The sequence below is a fragment of the Gramella sp. MAR_2010_147 genome, from assembly GCF_900105135.1.
Lineage (GTDB): Bacteria > Bacteroidota > Bacteroidia > Flavobacteriales > Flavobacteriaceae > Christiangramia.
Genome location: NZ_LT629741.1, coordinates 2,865,305 through 2,882,730 on the forward strand (window position 1 = coordinate 2,865,305; position 17,426 = coordinate 2,882,730).

11 protein-coding genes are annotated in these 17,426 nt (G+C 37.9%); 10 read left to right on the forward strand and 1 reads right to left on the reverse strand.

Annotated features, from left to right (window positions below; all coding sequences use genetic code 11):
• The first annotated feature begins 61 nt into the window (after positions 1-61).
• The 5 genes from BLT95_RS12940 (at position 62) to BLT95_RS12960 (ending at position 7,475) form a co-directional block, all read left to right on the forward strand.
• Positions 62-3,148, forward strand: coding sequence for a SusC/RagA family TonB-linked outer membrane protein (locus BLT95_RS12940; RefSeq protein ID WP_089666568.1), 3,087 nt, complete (start codon positions 62-64; stop codon positions 3,146-3,148).
• 18 nt (positions 3,149-3,166) lie between these two features.
• Positions 3,167-4,579: a SusD/RagB family nutrient-binding outer membrane lipoprotein gene (locus BLT95_RS12945; RefSeq protein WP_089666569.1), complete on the forward strand. Its 1,413-nt coding sequence runs from the start codon at positions 3,167-3,169 to the stop codon at positions 4,577-4,579.
• A 92-nt stretch (positions 4,580-4,671) separates the two neighbouring features.
• Positions 4,672-5,304 (forward strand): peptidoglycan recognition family protein, encoded by a 633-nt coding sequence (locus BLT95_RS12950; protein ID WP_172822593.1) that lies wholly within the window; start codon positions 4,672-4,674, stop codon positions 5,302-5,304.
• 5 nt (positions 5,305-5,309) lie between these two features.
• Positions 5,310-6,776, forward strand: coding sequence for a M14 metallopeptidase family protein (locus BLT95_RS12955; RefSeq protein ID WP_089666570.1), 1,467 nt, complete (start codon positions 5,310-5,312; stop codon positions 6,774-6,776).
• Positions 6,777-6,842: 66 nt separating this feature from the next.
• Complete coding sequence (locus BLT95_RS12960; protein ID WP_089666571.1) at positions 6,843-7,475, forward strand: 7-carboxy-7-deazaguanine synthase QueE; 633 nt, start codon at positions 6,843-6,845, stop codon at positions 7,473-7,475.
• 49 nt (positions 7,476-7,524) lie between these two features.
• Here BLT95_RS12960 and BLT95_RS12965 read toward each other — a convergent pair whose 3' ends face one another.
• A complete protein-coding gene (locus tag BLT95_RS12965; protein WP_089666572.1) occupies positions 7,525-8,103 on the reverse strand; it encodes a DUF2911 domain-containing protein in 579 nt (192 codons plus the stop codon).
• A 251-nt stretch (positions 8,104-8,354) separates the two neighbouring features.
• On the opposite strand from BLT95_RS12965, the gene asnB reads away from it, so the two are divergent.
• The 5 genes from asnB to secDF all read left to right on the forward strand — a co-directional run bounded on the left by asnB (position 8,355) and on the right by secDF (position 17,371).
• A complete protein-coding gene (gene asnB, locus BLT95_RS12970) occupies positions 8,355-9,965 on the forward strand; it encodes an asparagine synthase B (protein WP_089666573.1) in 1,611 nt (536 codons plus the stop codon).
• Between the two features lie 179 nt (positions 9,966-10,144).
• Entirely contained in the window at positions 10,145-12,085 is a 1,941-nt protein-coding gene (gene gyrB, locus BLT95_RS12975; protein ID WP_089666574.1) for a DNA topoisomerase (ATP-hydrolyzing) subunit B, read from the forward strand.
• Positions 12,086-12,204: 119 nt separating this feature from the next.
• A complete protein-coding gene (locus BLT95_RS12980; protein ID WP_157718061.1) occupies positions 12,205-13,179 on the forward strand; it encodes a DUF6588 family protein in 975 nt (324 codons plus the stop codon).
• A gap of 94 nt (positions 13,180-13,273) precedes the next feature.
• Positions 13,274-14,200 (forward strand): malate dehydrogenase, encoded by a 927-nt coding sequence (mdh, locus tag BLT95_RS12985; RefSeq protein WP_089666576.1) that lies wholly within the window; start codon positions 13,274-13,276, stop codon positions 14,198-14,200.
• Between the two features lie 168 nt (positions 14,201-14,368).
• Entirely contained in the window at positions 14,369-17,371 is a 3,003-nt protein-coding gene (gene secDF, locus BLT95_RS12990; protein ID WP_089666577.1) for a protein translocase subunit SecDF, read from the forward strand.
• The last annotated feature ends 55 nt before the right edge of the window (positions 17,372-17,426 follow it).

Genomic DNA, 17,426 nt, shown 5'->3' on the forward strand with positions numbered 1-17,426 from the left:
TTTTGTAAAATAATATATGTTATATTTAAACTTCATTCACAATTACTTAACAAATTAAGGTATGAAATTAAAAACTTTAATGATGGCCTTTTTGGCTGTTTTTCAATTTGCAACCTTGTCAGCACAAGAAAACTCTGTTAACGGTCTGGTAACCGGATCTGAGAACGGAGAACCTCTTATGGGGGTGAATGTTGTGATCAAGGACACAAATCGGGGAACCGTAACCGATTTTGAAGGAAATTATCAAATTAATGTTCAATCTGGAGAAACCATTGTATTCTCATCACTTGGGTTTGAGACACAGGAAATTCCATACTCAGGTCAATCTACTCTGGATGTCACTTTGGTGGCAGACCTGGAGAGTCTCGATGAGGTAGTTGTGACTTCCTTTGGGATTGAACAGGAGAAAAAATCACTTGGTTATGCTGTACAGGAAATAGATTCAGAAGAAATCGCAAAAACCAAGCAGCAAAACCTTGTAAGTGCTTTGCAGGGTCAGGCAGCCGGTGTTCAGGTGACGAACTCCGGAGGTGCTCCGGGCATGAGTGCTCGAATTATTATCAGGGGTGTTAATTCTCTTGACCCTAATGCAGACAATCAGCCACTATTCGTAATCGATGGGGTTCCGATAGACAATTCAACTATAGAATCGAATGGTACGCCTCGTGGACTTTCTAATCGTGCCGCTGATATTAATCCGAATGATATTGAATCCCTTAACATTCTGAAAGGCGCTGCCGCAACTGCTCTTTACGGAGTAAGAGCCGCCAATGGAGCTGTTATTATTACAACCAAAAAAGGGAAGGCTGGTAGAGTGAGAATTAATTTGAATAGTTCTGTGGGATTTGATGAGATTAATCAGTATCCGGAATTTCAGGAAACATATGGTCAGGGATTCTCGGGAGTATATGATCCAACTTCTTTTTGGCCTAACTGGGGTCCTTCAATGGAAGAAATCAATCAAATAGATCCTGATGTTAGGTTTCATGATATATGGTCTGATGCTATGAGAACCGGTGTGCAAATAGATAACAATATTAGTATATCTGGAGGTGGTGAAAATGCTACGTTTTACGGTTCAATAGGGAAGCTGGATCAGGAAGGAATTATTCCATTCAGTGACTGGGCAAGAACTTCGGCGAAATTAAGTGGAGAGGTTAAGTTTAGTGAGAAGTTTAAATTCTCAGGAAATATAAATTATACTGTTTCAGGAGGTAACCGTGTGCCACATGATCGATTTATGGAACGTTTAGTTTATTGGACTCCCAATCACGATGTGGAAGATTATATTAATCCAGACGGTACCATGAATACTTATCAAAATACGAATCCAATCTACGATGCTCGTTTTAGTACTTTTGAGGATGAGGTAAATAGAACCGTAGGTAATTTGAGATTTACGTACAGTCCGTTAGAATGGTTAGACCTTAATTATTTAATTGGAACAGATTATTATAGTGATAGAAGAACAGAGATTACACCTGGACCTCTGGGAATTGATGGAGAAGTTCCACTGAGTAGCACTGGATTCATAACAGAAACCAGGATTAACAGTAGAGATATTAACTCTAACTTTTATATAACTCTTAAAAAGGACTGGAACGAAAAATTGAATACAACCTTGCGTTTAGGTAATGATATTTTTGAAAGAGATTATGAAAGAGTAGATGCGACCGGTGAAAATTTTGTGATCCCAAGATTTTATGATTTAAGTTATGCGAGCCAGATTTCAAATTCCCAGGATAAAAGAAAAAGAAGACTGGTGGGAGTTTACGGGGACCTCATGCTCAATTACGCTGAAACCATTTTCTTAAATGTTACTGCAAGAAATGACTGGACTTCTACATTGCCTATTGGTAATAATTCATTTTTCTACCCTTCGGTTAATTTAGGATATGTATTTACTGAAAGCTTTGAACAGCCAGATTGGTTTACCTTTGGTAAAGTAAGAGGTTCCTGGGCACAGGTTGGTAAGGATACCGATCCATACCTGATTGGGCAAACTTATGCTTCACCTTCTATTTATCCTTTAGGCGGTCAGGTTGGATTTACCAGATTTAGCCAGTTTGGTGATCTTGAATTAAAACCTGAAAAAACTACGGCCATAGAATTTGGAACCGACCTTCGATTCTTCGAAAACAGGTTAGGAGTAGATGTTACCTGGTATAAATCTAATAGTAAAGATCAAATCATACCGGTGCCTGTTAGTGAAACAGCAGGTTTTTCAACTTTTGTGACCAATGCCGGAGAAATTGAAAACAGGGGATGGGAATTTATCTTAAGAGGAACCCCGATTAAACAGGAAGACTTTAGGTGGGATGTTTCTTTTAATGCGTCATATAATAAAAATGAAGTTAAAAGTATTAGGGAAGGTATAGAAGAAATTGTGGTTGGTGGCCAGTTTGGATACGGAGGGTCTTCCGTTACTATAAAGCTTCTGGAAGGTGAGCCATACGGTAATATTTTTGGAACCAGCTATTCCAGATTAGGAGCAGACCCTAATAGTATTTATCTGAAGGAAGGACTTCCAATCATTATTGGAGAGAATGGCTTTCCAGATAGAAATAGCAGTCAGCTTGTTTTGGGTAACACAACTCCAAAATGGATTGGTGGTTTAAAGAATGATTTTACTTATAAAGGTTTTGACTTTTCTTTTCTGGTAGACTTCCGGGCGGGAGTTGATCAATACAATCAATATGATAACTTCTTTTCTGCATTTGGTATAGCAGAATATACTTTAAATCGAAATGAAACCATTGTTTTTGATGGGGTGCTCGCCGATGGATCTCCAAATACACAGCAAGTTTGGCTTGGGCAGGGAGAAGGTCCTGATGGAAGAAATTACGGTGCCGGATTTTATAGGAATACCTATCGTACGGTAAGTGAAAACTTTGTTCAGGATGCTGCATTCATAAAATTGAGAAATGTAACCCTGGCATATAATTTTCAGGAGAATGTGCTCAATGCGTTGCCATTTGAATCGGCAAGGTTGTCTGTAGCTGCGAATAATATTATCTTATATACTCCGTGGGACGGGTTCGATCCTGAGTCATTTAGCTCAGGAGCCGGAGGAAATGCTACTGGTTTGACAGGATTGGGTTATCCGGGTGTTCGAAGCTTATTTTTCACGCTAAACCTTGGACTTTAAAATTTAAAAATTTTCGATATGAAATTTAAAATAAATAAATACAAATATGTAATCCTTGCGTTTGCGTTTTTGCTTGTCTCATGCGATGATTACCTGGATATTAATGAGAATCCTAACAATCCAACCGAAGCACCTTTGGCGGGATTGATGGTGAATTCAACATTTGAAACTGCGCAGAATACTTTCAGAATGGGTGATATAGCGACAAATTATGTGCAGTATCTGGCGTCTCCCAATGAAGCAAGTTCTTCAGATATTATGGAGCCGGTGAGTTATAGCGGTACCTGGAGAGCTCTTTATAACGTTATGACCGATATTAACGATATGATTCTGAAAGCACAGAATGAAGAAGCGAATCATTATGAGGGGATAGGACAAATTCTTATGGCTTATAATTTAGCTTTAACAGTTGATGCCTGGGGAGATGTTCCGTATAGTGAAGGTTTTAATTTTGTTACTGTAACCCCATCTTTTGATGACGATGCGCAATTGTACACAGAAATTTTAGGACTTCTTGATCTAGGAATAGCGAATCTTTCTATGGAAACCAGTACCTCTGTAGGTAACGATGATTTTATTTATAACGGTGACGCAGAGAACTGGATCAAATTTGCATACATGCTAAAAGCTCGATATCTCAACCATTATAGTGAAACGGGTAGTTATGATCCCAATGCTGTTCTTTCTGCTCTGGAAAATGGATTCGAAAGCAATGCTGATGATGCTCAAATGGAATATTTTGAAGAAGAATTTAATCCCTGGGCAGATGTAGCTATAGATAATGCGAATCTGTTTCTTGGAGGATGGATTTCAGAACAGTTTATTGAAGCTCTGGACGGAACCACTTTTGGAGTTGAAGATCCGCGATTGCCATTGATGGTCGGAGCTACCGATGATGGGGAATACATAGGTACTGAGAATGGAGCAGGTAGAGGAAATGCCCCGGAACAGGGAGCAAGATCTGTTCTGGAAGAAGGTGATTTCTACACTACCAGGCAGGGGCCGGTTTTAATAGCAACTTATGCCGAACAGAAATTTATAGAAGCTGAAGCTGCTTTCGGAATTGATAAAGCCAGATCCTATCAGGCATATCTTGATGGCATAAGAGCTCATATGGAAAAAGTAGGAGTAGAAGCATCTGAAATCGATGCTTATATAAACTCTGATGAGGTAAGCATGGGTGTAGATGCCTTCACAATGCAAGATATTTTCAAGGAAAAGTGGGTGTCTTTGTTTCTTAATCCGGAAGCATGGGTGGATGCACGACGTTTTGACTATGGCTACGAGAATTTTGATCTACCAGAAAATATTAATCCAGATTTAAATGGAATGTTTATTAGAAGACTGGCCTATCCAGATTCAGAAGTAAGCAGAAATGGTAATAACGTGCCAGATGTGACCTTACTGGATCCTGTCTTCTGGGATGAATAAAAATTAATTAATTTAAAGCCCTGTCTTTGGCAGGGCTTTTTTTATATAAAATAATTTAAATGAAGACTTGAAAGATATACGTCATAATCGGGATGCTCTTTATATTTCTGGGTTCATGTAAATCTCCAGGAATCATAGATAAACCTATAAACTTTGAAGAGGATCGCATAGATCTAACTTTGGAATATATGCAGGATCGTTATGGGCTGGACAGAAAATCACCTGAAATAGATCCAAAGATGATCGTTTTGTATTGGACGGCAATTCCAACACTTGAAGATTCATTTCAGGCATTCAAAAGTTCAAAATTGCCTCAATCCAGGGAAGCGATTTCAGGAGCGAGTCAGTTAAATGTATCTGCACATTTCCTGGTAGCTAGAGATGGTACTATTTATAGGTTAATGCCTGAAACCATGATGGCCCGGCATGTCATTGGATTGAATCATACCGCCATTGGGGTTGAAAACGTGGGAGGAACTAAAGATACTCCGCTTACAAATGCCCAATTAAAATCCAATATCTGGCTGGTTAATTATTTAAGTGGTAAATATGACATTCAATATGTAATTGGTCATTATGAATATACCAACTTTGAAGATCATGAATTATGGTTGGAGAAAGATTCAGGCTATAGAACAGAAAAGGTTGACCCTGGCGAAGATTTTATGAAAGCAGTTAGAGATGCAACACAAAACAGGAATTTCAGGAAAGTTCCTTCAAAATAATAAATATGAAAAGAATTTTTATACAGGTTTTAGCGGTATTGGTGATTTCTAATATTTCAATAGCTCAAAATGATGAATTTTCAGAGGAACTATTTGAAGGATATTCAGAATTTAAAGAAAAAGAGATCACGAAAAGAAGAATTAAACATAAAGATGTTATTTCTCTTTTGGAAAAACTGATGTCTGACGAAGATATTAAATTTCAAAAAGTAGGAGAATCCATTAAAGGCCGAAGTCTTAATCTAATAAGTTTAGGTACTGGTAAAACTGATGTTTTTCTCTGGTCACAGATGCATGGAGACGAATCTACTGCGACCATGGCTATTTTTGATATTCTCAATTTTTTTAAATCAGATGAATTTGAAGATGAAAAAAGAATAATGCTGAAGGAATTAAAAATTCACTTTCTGCCCATGCTTAATCCTGATGGAGCTGAAAAGTTTACCCGGCGTAATGCTCTGGGGATAGATGTAAATCGTGATGCGCTGCGACTTCAGTCTCCAGAGGCGAAAACATTAAAAAGAATAAGAGATAGTCTTGATGCTGATTTTGGTTTTAATCTTCACGATCAAAGTAAATATTACAATGCCGAAAGGACTGAAAAGCCGGCTACGATCTCTTTCCTGGCTCCGGCTTATAATTATGAAAAAGAGATAAACGAAGTTCGGGGAAATGCGATGAAAATTATTGTGGGGATGAATAAAGTGCTTCAAAAGTATGCTCCGGGACAGGTGGGTAGATATAATGATGATTTTGAACCAAGAGCTTTTGGAGATAATATTCAGAAATGGGGTACAAGTACAATTTTAATAGAGTCTGGAGGCTATCCAAATGATCCTGAAAAACAGGAGATCCGAAAATTAAATTTCGTGAGTATTCTTGCAGCCCTTAATGCTATTGCTACTGAAAGTTATAAGAATGAAGAAATTTCAGAATACGAAAACATTCCAAATAACGACAGAATGTTATTTGATCTTAAATTAACCGGGTTACATTATGAGATGGATGGAGAGGATTTTGTGCTGGATATTGGTATAAACAGATCTGAAACCGATCTGGAAGGAAATTCAGATTTTTACTATTCAGGAAGAATAGCAGATCAGGGAGACCTTTCTACAAGTTATGGTTATGAGGAGGTTGATGCTAGTGGTTTAAAATTGGAAATGGGTGAAATTTATCCTGAGACAATAAACTCTAAACGCGAATTAGATGATCTTGATCCCGTCAATTTACTAAAAGAGGGATATGCATATTTACATGTTAGCTCTGAAATGATGGATAAAAAACACTCCAATTATCCCTTGAATATGGTTTCAGAGGATTTTACCCTGGAAAAAGATTTACAACCAGGAACGGGAGCAAATTTTTTCCTTTATAAAGATGGGGAAGTGAAGTATGCTATTATTAATGGATTTTTGAGTAATCTGGAAGAGCCTCACGAGGATATAAAAAACACTATAATTTATAATTAGTGCGATTGGTTTATTCAGTCCTTCTTAAGTAATTTAGAAGTTATAGTTTCCTTATCTTTGCAGGCTATGATTTCAGAAGAGACAAGAGAGCTGGTAGACAGAGGAGTGATGCTTCCTTTAATGGAAGAATTCTATACGATACAGGGAGAAGGTTTTCATAAGGGGACCGCGGCTTATTTTATTAGAATAGGCGGTTGCGATGTAGGTTGTCACTGGTGCGATGTGAAAGAAAGCTGGGATGCAGAAGTTCATCCGCCAACACATGTTGGACAAATAGTTGAAAATGCCATTAAGTATAGTAAAACGATTGTGATTACCGGAGGGGAGCCACTTACCTGGGACATGACAACATTAACCACTAATCTTAAGAATCAGGGCTGTGATATCCATATTGAAACTTCCGGAGCTTATGACCTCTCAGGGACCTGGGATTGGATATGTCTTTCGCCTAAGAAAATAAAACTCCCGAAGAATGAAATTTATCCCGTTGCAAACGAACTGAAAGTGATTGTCTTTAATAAACATGATCTTAAATTTGCAGAGGAGCAGGCAGCAAAGGTAAATAAGGATTGTATTCTTTATCTGCAGCCGGAATGGAGCAAAAGAGAGGAGATAATTCCATTAATAGTAGATTATGTAATGGCTAATCCTAAATGGAAGGTGTCTTTGCAAACACATAAATACCTGAATATTCCATAAAAAAAACGCCCTTCATGGGCGTTTTTAGATTACTTTATTTTGTATAAGGTTATTTAACAGATTCAAAAGGAACTTTCACATAACTGTCATCCCATCCAATTAAAAGATCTGCGCCTTTATTAGACTCCTGGAATGCCATTGAAAGAGACTCAATAGTATTTGGAGCCTGTCTTACAGGAACGTTAATCCTGACTTTGTCCTCCTTATCGGTATATTCATAAGAACCCCATGTATTGGTTTTGTTATTTAGAATAACCGTCCATTCTTTTTCACCTGGAATAGAGTATAGCGTGTAAGTTCCCGCCTTTACTACAGCATTTGCTACTTTCATATCCTGGTATAATGTAAGTTCGGTAGCTTCATTCGCTCCCGTTCTCCATACCTCACCATAAGGTATAAGTTTTCCGAAGATCTCTCTATCCCTTTTTTGTGGTCGGCTATAGATCACTCGGGCAACGGCCACATCATTCTTGTCTCTATACAAAGCAAGATCCATAGGGCTTGCATCCATTTTGGAGAATTTCAGCTCTTCTTTAGAAAAATTCACCTTGTCCTCTTCCTGTGCATTTACAGGATTCGCGATCAATAAACAAATAAGGCTTATTCCGCCTAGTATTAGATTTTTCATGTCTTTTTAGTTTAAATATTCAATAAAGATAATTGAAGCATGCTGTTAGCATTGTTAAAAAAGAACAAAGTTGCTGTTAAAATTTTAAAGCTTTACAGATGAAAGAAATAAACCTAATATTTAAAAATAAACTTTAAAATTATATCAAAAACTTTAATTATTGTTTTTAATTATTACTTAAATAGCGTCTAGTGTTTTATGAAAGTAAGTTTAAACTCATATTTGTATTATAATTATAAATAATATTAGTCATGTGTGGAATTTTAGCAGTTATCGGAAAAGACATTGAAGCGGCAAAAATTAGTGGCCTTTCAAAAAGAATGTCCCATAGAGGACCCGATGAAAGCGGATTAAAAATTACAGAGAAAGGTTATGTGTTGTCGCATGAACGTCTTTCTATTGTAGATCTAACAACAGGTATTCAGCCAATTCAAGGATCCAGTTCAGCCTGGATGGTTCATAATGGTGAGATCTATAACCACGTGGCATTAAGAAATAACGAACTAAAAGATCATACTTTTAGAACTACCGGAGATTCTGAAGTGATCGTACATATGTATGAAAAGTATGGGTACGATTTTGTAGATAAATTAGATGGGGTCTTTTCATTTGTAATTATTGATGGTGACGATTTTATTGTCGGGAGAGATCCAATTGGAGTTAAACCGTTGTATTACGGAACAGATGAAAAGGGTGCTTTGTGGTTTGCAAGTGAAATGAAAGCTCTGACCGATCATTGTCTGGAATTTTCAGCATTCCCTCCTGGTCATTATTATACGCCTGAAACCGGTTTTGTAAGATATTATACTCCAGAATGGTTTGATGCTGAAAAGGCGGTACAGCCAGCAGATCTGGCTAAACTGAGAGAGAGTCTTATAGAAGCGACCAGGAAAAGATTAATGGCAGATGTGCCATTAGGCGTATTACTGAGTGGTGGTCTCGATTCTTCCCTTACATCGTCTATTGCAGCAAGATTAATGGAGGATTCCGGTCAAAAACTGCATTCTTTTTCTATAGGGTTGGATGCTGAAGCGCCAGATTTGATCGCAGCTAGAAAAGTGGCTGAATTTTTAGGAACCGAGCATCATGAAATTCACTTCACTGTGGAAGAAGGTATACAAATCCTTGAGAAACTGGTGTGGCATTTAGAAACCTATGATGTGACTTCAATTAGAGCAAGCACACCTATGTATTTCCTTTCGAAAGCAATTGCGGAAAAAGGTATTAAAGTAGTGCTTTCCGGAGAAGGTTCAGATGAGATTTTTGGAGGTTATCTGTATTTTAAAAATGCTCCTTCAGCTAAAGAATTTCAAAAAGAAACTATTAGGAGAGTGCAAAGGCTAGCTACAGCCGATTGTTTAAGGGCTGATAAGTCAACAATGGCCCATGGTCTGGAAGCGAGAGTTCCTTTCTTAGATAAAGCTTTTCTGAAAACTGCAATAGAAATGGTACCAGAAGAAAAAATGCCATCTACTTATGATGGAGCTGAAAAATATATTCTTAGAAAGGCATTTGACACGCCAGAAAGGCCATTTTTGCCAGATGAGGTTCTATGGAGACAAAAAGAGCAGTTTAGCGATGGAGTTGGTTACAACTGGATTGATGAGCTTATTGATTATGCTTCAAAGCAGGTAAGCGATGAGCAAATGGAAGCAGCTGCAGAGAAATATCCTGTAAACACACCTGCCACAAAAGAAGCTTATTTCTATAGAACATTGTTCTCTAAACATTTTCCTCAGGATTCTGCTGCGAAAACGGTAAAAAGATGGGTTCCGAAATGGCAAAAAGATTTGGATCCAAGCGGAAGAGCAAACGAAACTCATGTAGCTCCGGGAATGAAAAAGGAGATGGCAAAAGTTTAGTATTTATCACTATTTATTCATAATACCCGAAACCTTAAAGAATTCTTTAGGGCTTCGGGTTTTTCCACATAATATGTTGATAACTTAAGGGCTTATAAGCTTGCTTCGACCTGTTAAAAATATGCGAATTGTTATATTTGTTCGTTGTCCAAAATTGACGAAATTAATTAGCATATTATATGAGCGAAGAAGCTAAGAAACATAATTATTCCGCCGACAGTATCCAGGCGTTGGAAGGAATGGAGCATGTTCGTATGCGCCCTTCAATGTACATTGGAGATACCGGCGTTAGAGGTTTGCACCATTTGGTATATGAAGTTGTTGATAACTCTATCGATGAGGCTCTTGCCGGACACTGTGATAATATAAAAGTTACTATTAATGAAGATAATTCCATTACCACAGAAGATAATGGTAGGGGAATTCCTATAGATCTTCATAAAAAAGAAGGGGTTTCCGCACTTCAGGTTGTAATGACCAAAATTGGTGCCGGGGGTAAGTTTGATAAAGATTCCTATAAAGTTTCCGGGGGTCTTCATGGAGTTGGAGTTAGTTGTGTGAATGCGCTTTCAGAGCACTTAACGGCTACAGTTTATCGAGATGGCCAGATCTGGCAGCAGGAATATGAGTTAGGAAAGCCTCTTTATCCGGTAAAGCCAACTGGTGAAACGGAGCTTAGTGGAACGATCGTAACCTTTAAGCCTGATCCTAGTATTTTTACTCAAACGCTGGAGTATAATTATGATACGTTAGCCAGTCGTATGCGTGAACTTGCTTATCTGAACAAGGGGATCAGAATCAGCTTAACAGATAAAAGAAATAAGGAAGATAATGGAGAGTTTGTTCATGATGATTTTCATTCTGAAGAAGGTTTAAAAGAATTTATACGCTTTCTAGATGGAAACCGTGAGCCTATTATTGGAGATGTGATCTCCATGGAAGGCGAAAAGAATGATATTCCTGTTGAGGTGGCAATGATTTACAACACCTCTTTCAATGAAAATCTTCATTCTTATGTGAACAATATTAATACGCATGAAGGAGGAACGCATCTTTCAGGTTTTAGAAGAGGTTTAACTTCTACGCTGAAGAAATACGCTGATGCATCCGGACTTCTTGATAAGGTAAAATTTGAGATTACAGGAGATGATTTTCGCGAAGGTTTAACGGCGATTATTTCGGTAAAAGTAGCTGAGCCTCAATTTGAAGGTCAGACGAAGACTAAGCTTGGTAACCGAGAGGTAACTTCAGCTGTTTCTCAGGCTGTATCAGAAATGCTTGAGAATTACCTGGAAGAAAATCCGAATGATGCTAAAACCATTGTTCAAAAAGTAATACTTGCTGCGCAGGCTAGAAATGCCGCGAAAAAAGCCCGTGAAATGGTTCAGCGTAAAACTGCCATGAGTGTTGGTGGTTTGCCTGGGAAATTATCTGACTGTTCAGAGCAGGATCCGGAACAATGTGAAGTATTCCTTGTTGAGGGTGACTCGGCGGGTGGTACTGCGAAACAGGGTAGAGATCGTAAATTTCAGGCGATTCTTCCTTTAAGAGGTAAGATCCTTAATGTTGAAAAGGCGATGTCTCACAGGGTTTTTGATAATGAAGAGATCAAGAACATTTATACAGCACTTGGAGTAACTATTGGAACTGAAGAGGATAGCAAAGCACTGAATCTTTCAAAACTTAGATACCATAAGGTTGTGATCATGTGTGATGCCGATGTAGATGGTAGCCACATTGAAACATTGATCCTGACTTTCTTCTTTAGATATATGAAAGAATTGATCGAGAATGGTCATATCTATATAGCAACACCGCCACTTTACCTTGTTAAGAAAGGTCAAAAGAAGCGTTACGCCTGGTCTGAGAAGGAGCGTGATGAGATCGCTGCTGAATATAGTGGAGGAGTTCAGATCCAGAGATATAAAGGTCTTGGGGAAATGAATGCTTCACAACTTTGGGATACAACTATGGATCCAGATTTCAGAATTTTAAGACAGGTGAACATTGATAATGGTGGAGAAGCTGATAGGATTTTCTCTATGTTAATGGGTGATGAAGTTCCTCCACGAAGAGAATTTATTGAGAAGAACGCTAAATATGCAAATATTGATGCTTAAGCAGTTCTAACATATATTTTAAAAGACCCACACCGTGCTAATAAGTGTGGGTTTTTTTCGTTCTTATAAGAAGCGAGCCTATATTTTATTATTTTTACAACAACCTAATCTACTATACCGTGAAAAATTTTAAATACCTTTTTTTAGTCCTTATTTTTGCATCAGGTAAGTCATTTTCTCAGGCTATACCTCAGGAGGGAACAGATATAATTAATGATTTTTTAATTCTAGCTGATGGTTTTGCGAGTCCTGCATCTGAAAGCGCTGCTTATCAGGCTACAGCCGGCTGGTTCACCTCTGCAAGAGCACTTGAACCCTGGAAAGTAGATGTTTCACTTCATGCAAATGCCTTATTTGTGCCATCCAGTAAAAAGGAATTTACTGTTAAGGATAATGATTTTACAAATCTTACTATTAATGATGGGGATCGTGGTGCTGTAATTCCAACAGCTTTTGGAACAGATTCTGAAGTAATGTTCAATGGTAGCTTTATGGGCGAGGATTTTTCTTTTCAGGCCATAGAAGGGATAGATAAAGGGGCTCTTTTTTATCCGTTTGCTCAGGTTTCAGTTGGTTTACCGTATGGATTTCAGCTAGGAGTTAGGGCGCTTCCTGAACTGGAAGTAGATGGTTCAAAATTCAGCACCTATGGAGTAGGTCTAAAGCATAATTTTAGCCAGTATTTTAGATTTAACGATGAGGAAGATCTTCAGGTTGCAGGGATTATAGCCTATGATATTTTTGATGTTAAATACGAATTTCAGCAAATAAGTGTACCTAATCTGGTAAATCTTGATCTAATAGATGTAAGTGCCGGTGTGTGGATGGCTGAGGTGATGGCTTCCAAGAAGTATGAAAATTTCGAAATTTTCGGGGCTTTAGGTGTTGCTCAGTCAGATTTTGAATATGAATTTGGGGGTGATGGTATTGCTCTTGGATTAGTTAATTCAAATCTTGCAACTTTAAATGACAAGGAAGCTCAGTTTAAAGGTGATATTGGATTCAATCTTTACTTTGAAAAGTTTAAAATCAGTACTATGGCGACTGCTGGTAAATTTGTGAATCTAAATATCGGCTTGCACTTCTTATTGTAAACCTATAATGATTTAACCATTCCTTATTATTATTACTGCCTCATTATTCGTAATTTCGCTGTCATTATTAATAGAAATTAAATAATATTTTAACATGAAAGTTACCATAGTAGGAGCAGGTGCGGTAGGTGCCAGCTGTGCGGAATATGTTGCCATCAAAAATTTTGCTTCAGAAGTTGTATTGCTTGATATTAAAGAAGGTTACGCTGAAGGTAAAGCAATGGACCTTATGCAAACAGCAACTCTTAATGGCTTCGATACAAAAATAACAGGAAGTACAAACGATTACTCTAAAACTGCAAATTCTGATATTGCTGTTATTACCAGCGGTATTCCTCGTAAACCGGGAATGACAAGAGAGGAATTGATTGGGATCAACGCAGGTATTGTGAAAGAAGTTTCTGCGAACCTTATTAAACATTCACCAGATGTTACTTTAATCGTTGTAAGTAATCCTATGGATACGATGACTTACCTGGTACATAAAACTACAGGGCTTCCTAAAAATAAGATTATTGGGATGGGTGGCGCACTAGATAGCGCTCGTTTTAAGTATAGATTAAGTGAGGCACTGGAATGCCCTCCATCAGACGTTGATGGAATGGTGATAGGTGGTCATAGTGATACCGGTATGGTACCTCTAACCAGGCTTGCTACAAGAAATTCTGTTCCTGTAACCGCTTTTTTATCAGAAGATAGACTGAATCAGGTTTCTGAAGATACTAAAGTAGGAGGGGCAACCCTTACAAAATTATTGGGAACTAGTGCCTGGTACGCTCCAGGAGCTGCTGTTTCGGGATTGGTGCAGGCTATTGCTTGCGATCAGAAAAAAATGTTCCCATGTTCAGCCTTATTAGAAGGTGAGTATGGACTAAGCGATCTTTGTATTGGTGTGCCGGCTATTCTTGGAAAAGATGGTTTGGAGAAAATTGTGGAATTGAAACTGGATGATGCTGAAAAGGCAAAAATGAAGGAGAGTGCTGAAGGTGTGAAAAAAACCAACGGATTACTTGACGTGTAATTTTTTAGTAAAATTCATTCAAAATACTCTTGAAGGCCACAGTTTCTGTGGCTTTTTTGTTGGATTTAAAAGTTAAAATTATCCAAAAAAAAATATTGGGATTTGAATTATGAAGTCCTATATTTGTCCGTTTTTAAAATCGACCTATAATCAATAATTTGAGGAATAATGCAGAATAAAGGACTGATTAAAGTTTTTGCAATTTTGTTTGGGCTGGTATGTCTTTATCAGCTGTCTTTTACGTTTATAACAAATAATGTTGAGACTGATGCTGAGGAGTTTGCCGTACAGGAAATTGACGAAAGTGTAGAGAATTACTCAGAATTACGTGACCAGGCAGAAGCCAGGTATTTAGATTCTATCGGTAATAACGATGTCATAGCTGGAATTACTTACAATGATGCTAAAGACAAGGAGCTAAATAAGGGACTTGACCTTAAGGGAGGGATCAATGTGATCCTTCAGATTTCTGTTAGAGATATCTTAAGCGGACTAGCTAATGACACAAGAGACCCGGCTTTTAGAAAAGCAATTGCTCAGGCTGATGAAGCTCAAACTGACAGTCAGGAAAACTACGTAGATCTTTTCTTTGAGGCATTCAATGATATTCCTAATGCTAAACTGGCATCTCCAGATGTATTTGCTAATAAGACGCTAAGCGATGAGGTGAACTTCAATATGACCAATGAAGAAGTTGAGCCAATTATTAGAAAAAAGATTGATGAGTCCATTACTTCAGCTTTTGAAGTATTGAGAAAACGTATTGATAAATTTGGTGTTACACAACCAAATATTCAGCGTCTTGGAAATTCAGGAAGAATTCTTGTTGAATTACCTGGTGCTAAAGATATAAGCAGGGTTAAAAACCTTCTTCAAAGTACAGCTCAGTTAGAATTCTGGCATGTATATAAAAACAATGAAATAGGAAATTTCCTTGTTCAGGCGAATAACAGAATCGCAGAAATGAAACGATCAGAAGAGGTTACTTCAGAAGAAGAAACCGATTCTACTGCCACTTCTGGTGATAGTGAAATTGATGAGCTTTTAGCTGATGCTGAAGACAGCACGGAAGTTGAAACAGGAAATAATCCACTTTTTGACCTTATTGTATCTCCAGGTTATCAGGGAGGTCCAGTTCTCGCAACTTTTAAAGTTCAGGATACAGCGAAGGTGATGGATTATATTCAGAATCCACAAATTAGATCGCTACTTCCTTCGGAAATGAGATATGCGAAATTTGTTTGGGGAGTTGCTGATGAAGATACACAGACTACCGGATTATATGCCTTAAAGGGTAACCGTAACATGGAGCCACCATTGAGTGGGAGCGTAATTACCGATGCTCAGCAAACATACGACCAGTTAGGGCGTATTGCTGTGAGCATGCAAATGGATGGTACCGGAGCTAAGATCTGGGAAGATATGACCGGTAAGGCTTCTAACGAACAAAGCCAGATCGCGATTGTACTTGATAATATTGTTTATTCTGCGCCAGGTGTTTCTACCGGAGCAATTTCGGGTGGAAGAAGTGAGATCTCTGGTGATTTTACGATCACCGAAGGTCAGGATTTAGCAAACGTATTACGTGCGGGTAAACTTCCTGCATCGGCAGATATCATCCAAAGTGAGGTGGTTGGACCATCATTAGGTCAGGAAGCTATAGACAGCGGTATCATGTCATTTGTGATTGCTTTAATCCTTGTTTTGATCTGGATGATCCTTTATTACGGAAAAGCAGGAATTTTTGCAGATATCGCCCTTGTGGTGAATATTCTTTTCATATTTGGTATTCTGGCAGGTCTTGGTGCCGTTCTTACATTACCTGGTATTGCCGGTATTGTGTTAACTATTGGTATGTCTGTAGATGCTAACGTACTTATTTTTGAAAGGATTAAAGAAGAACTGGCTAAAGGTAAAATGCAAAGAGATGCTATTAAAGATGGTTTCAACAATGCATTATCTTCAATTCTTGATGCGAACATCACTACAGGTCTTACAGGTCTAATTTTATTCCTTCTTGGAACAGGACCTATCAAAGGTTTTGCAACTACTTTATTAATTGGTATCGCTACCTCTTTGTTTACGGCGATCTTTATTACAAGATTGTTTATTGACGGATATGGTATTAAAGGCAAATCATTAGAATTTGCGACCTCTCTTACCAAGAACCTGTTTACCAATATGAATATCGACTTCCTTAAGAAAAGGAAAATTGCTTATGTAGTTTCAGGATTATTCATTTTGATTAGTGTTGGTTCACTTTTCGTACAGGGACTTAACCAGGGTGTTGATTTTGTTGGAGGTAGAACTTATACGGTAAGATTTGCTGAAGATGTGAATCCTACGGAAGTTCAAAGCGATCTTGTTGCTACCTTTGGAAGTGCCGAAGCAAAAACCTTTGGCCCGAACAATCAATTAAAAATTACCACTAAATATAAAGTTGATCAGGAAGGTGCTGAAGTCGATGAGGAAATTCAAAGATCACTTTATGAATCCCTTGGCTCTTATCTGCCTGCAGATATTACTTATGAGGAATTTACAGATGGAGCAGATGACAAACAGGTGGGAGTAATGAAATCTATGAAGGTTGGCGCAACCATTGCAGATGATATTAAAAATGCTTCTTTCTGGGCAGTATTAGGTTCGTTGATCGTAGTGTTCCTTTATATCTTATTGCGTTTTAGAAAATGGCAATTTAGTTTAGGTGCTGTAGCTGCAGTATTTCATGATGTACTTGTAGTATTAGGTATCTTCTCTTTACTTTATAAAGTGATGCCGTTTAACATGGAAATAGATCAGGCGTTTATTGCTGCGATCCTTACTGTAATTGGTTACTCACTTAATGATACCGTGGTGGTATTTGACCGTATCAGGGAATTTGTGAACGAGCATACTACCTGGCCGCTTAAAAAGACAGTAAATGCAGCGCTGAACAGTACGTTGAGCAGAACATTAAATACCTCGCTTACTACCTTGGTGGTTCTTCTAGCGATCTTCATCTTTGGAGGAGAAAGTATTAGAGGATTCATGTTCGCACTTATAGTTGGTGTTATTGTGGGTACCTATTCTTCGTTATTCATTGCAACTCCTGTAATGGTTGATAGCGTTAAGAAAAAGTCTTCCATTCAGAAGAAAGAAAAGCCGAAGACCGAAGAGACTGCTACTGCATAAGTTTAGTAGATATAATTTTATAAAAAGGCTTTCCATTTTTGGGAAGCCTTTTTTA

Bases quoted from the DNA above. Each gene is read 5' to 3' on its own strand.
- gyrB (WP_089666574.1), top strand. From the start codon at position 10,145: ATGAGCGAAGAAGCTAAGAAACATAATTATTCCGCCGACAGTATCCAG.
- BLT95_RS12955 (WP_089666570.1), top strand. From the start codon at position 5,310: ATGAAAAGAATTTTTATACAGGTTTTAGCGGTATTGGTGATTTCTAAT.
- BLT95_RS12965 (WP_089666572.1), bottom strand. From the start codon at position 8,103: ATGAAAAATCTAATACTAGGCGGAATAAGCCTTATTTGTTTATTGATC.
- asnB (WP_089666573.1), top strand. From the start codon at position 8,355: ATGTGTGGAATTTTAGCAGTTATCGGAAAAGACATTGAAGCGGCAAAA.
- secDF (WP_089666577.1), top strand. From the start codon at position 14,369: ATGCAGAATAAAGGACTGATTAAAGTTTTTGCAATTTTGTTTGGGCTG.
- BLT95_RS12945 (WP_089666569.1), top strand. From the start codon at position 3,167: ATGAAATTTAAAATAAATAAATACAAATATGTAATCCTTGCGTTTGCG.
- BLT95_RS12940 (WP_089666568.1), top strand. From the start codon at position 62: ATGAAATTAAAAACTTTAATGATGGCCTTTTTGGCTGTTTTTCAATTT.
- BLT95_RS12960 (WP_089666571.1), top strand. From the start codon at position 6,843: ATGATTTCAGAAGAGACAAGAGAGCTGGTAGACAGAGGAGTGATGCTT.
- BLT95_RS12950 (WP_172822593.1), top strand. From the start codon at position 4,672: ATGCTCTTTATATTTCTGGGTTCATGTAAATCTCCAGGAATCATAGAT.
- mdh (WP_089666576.1), top strand. From the start codon at position 13,274: ATGAAAGTTACCATAGTAGGAGCAGGTGCGGTAGGTGCCAGCTGTGCG.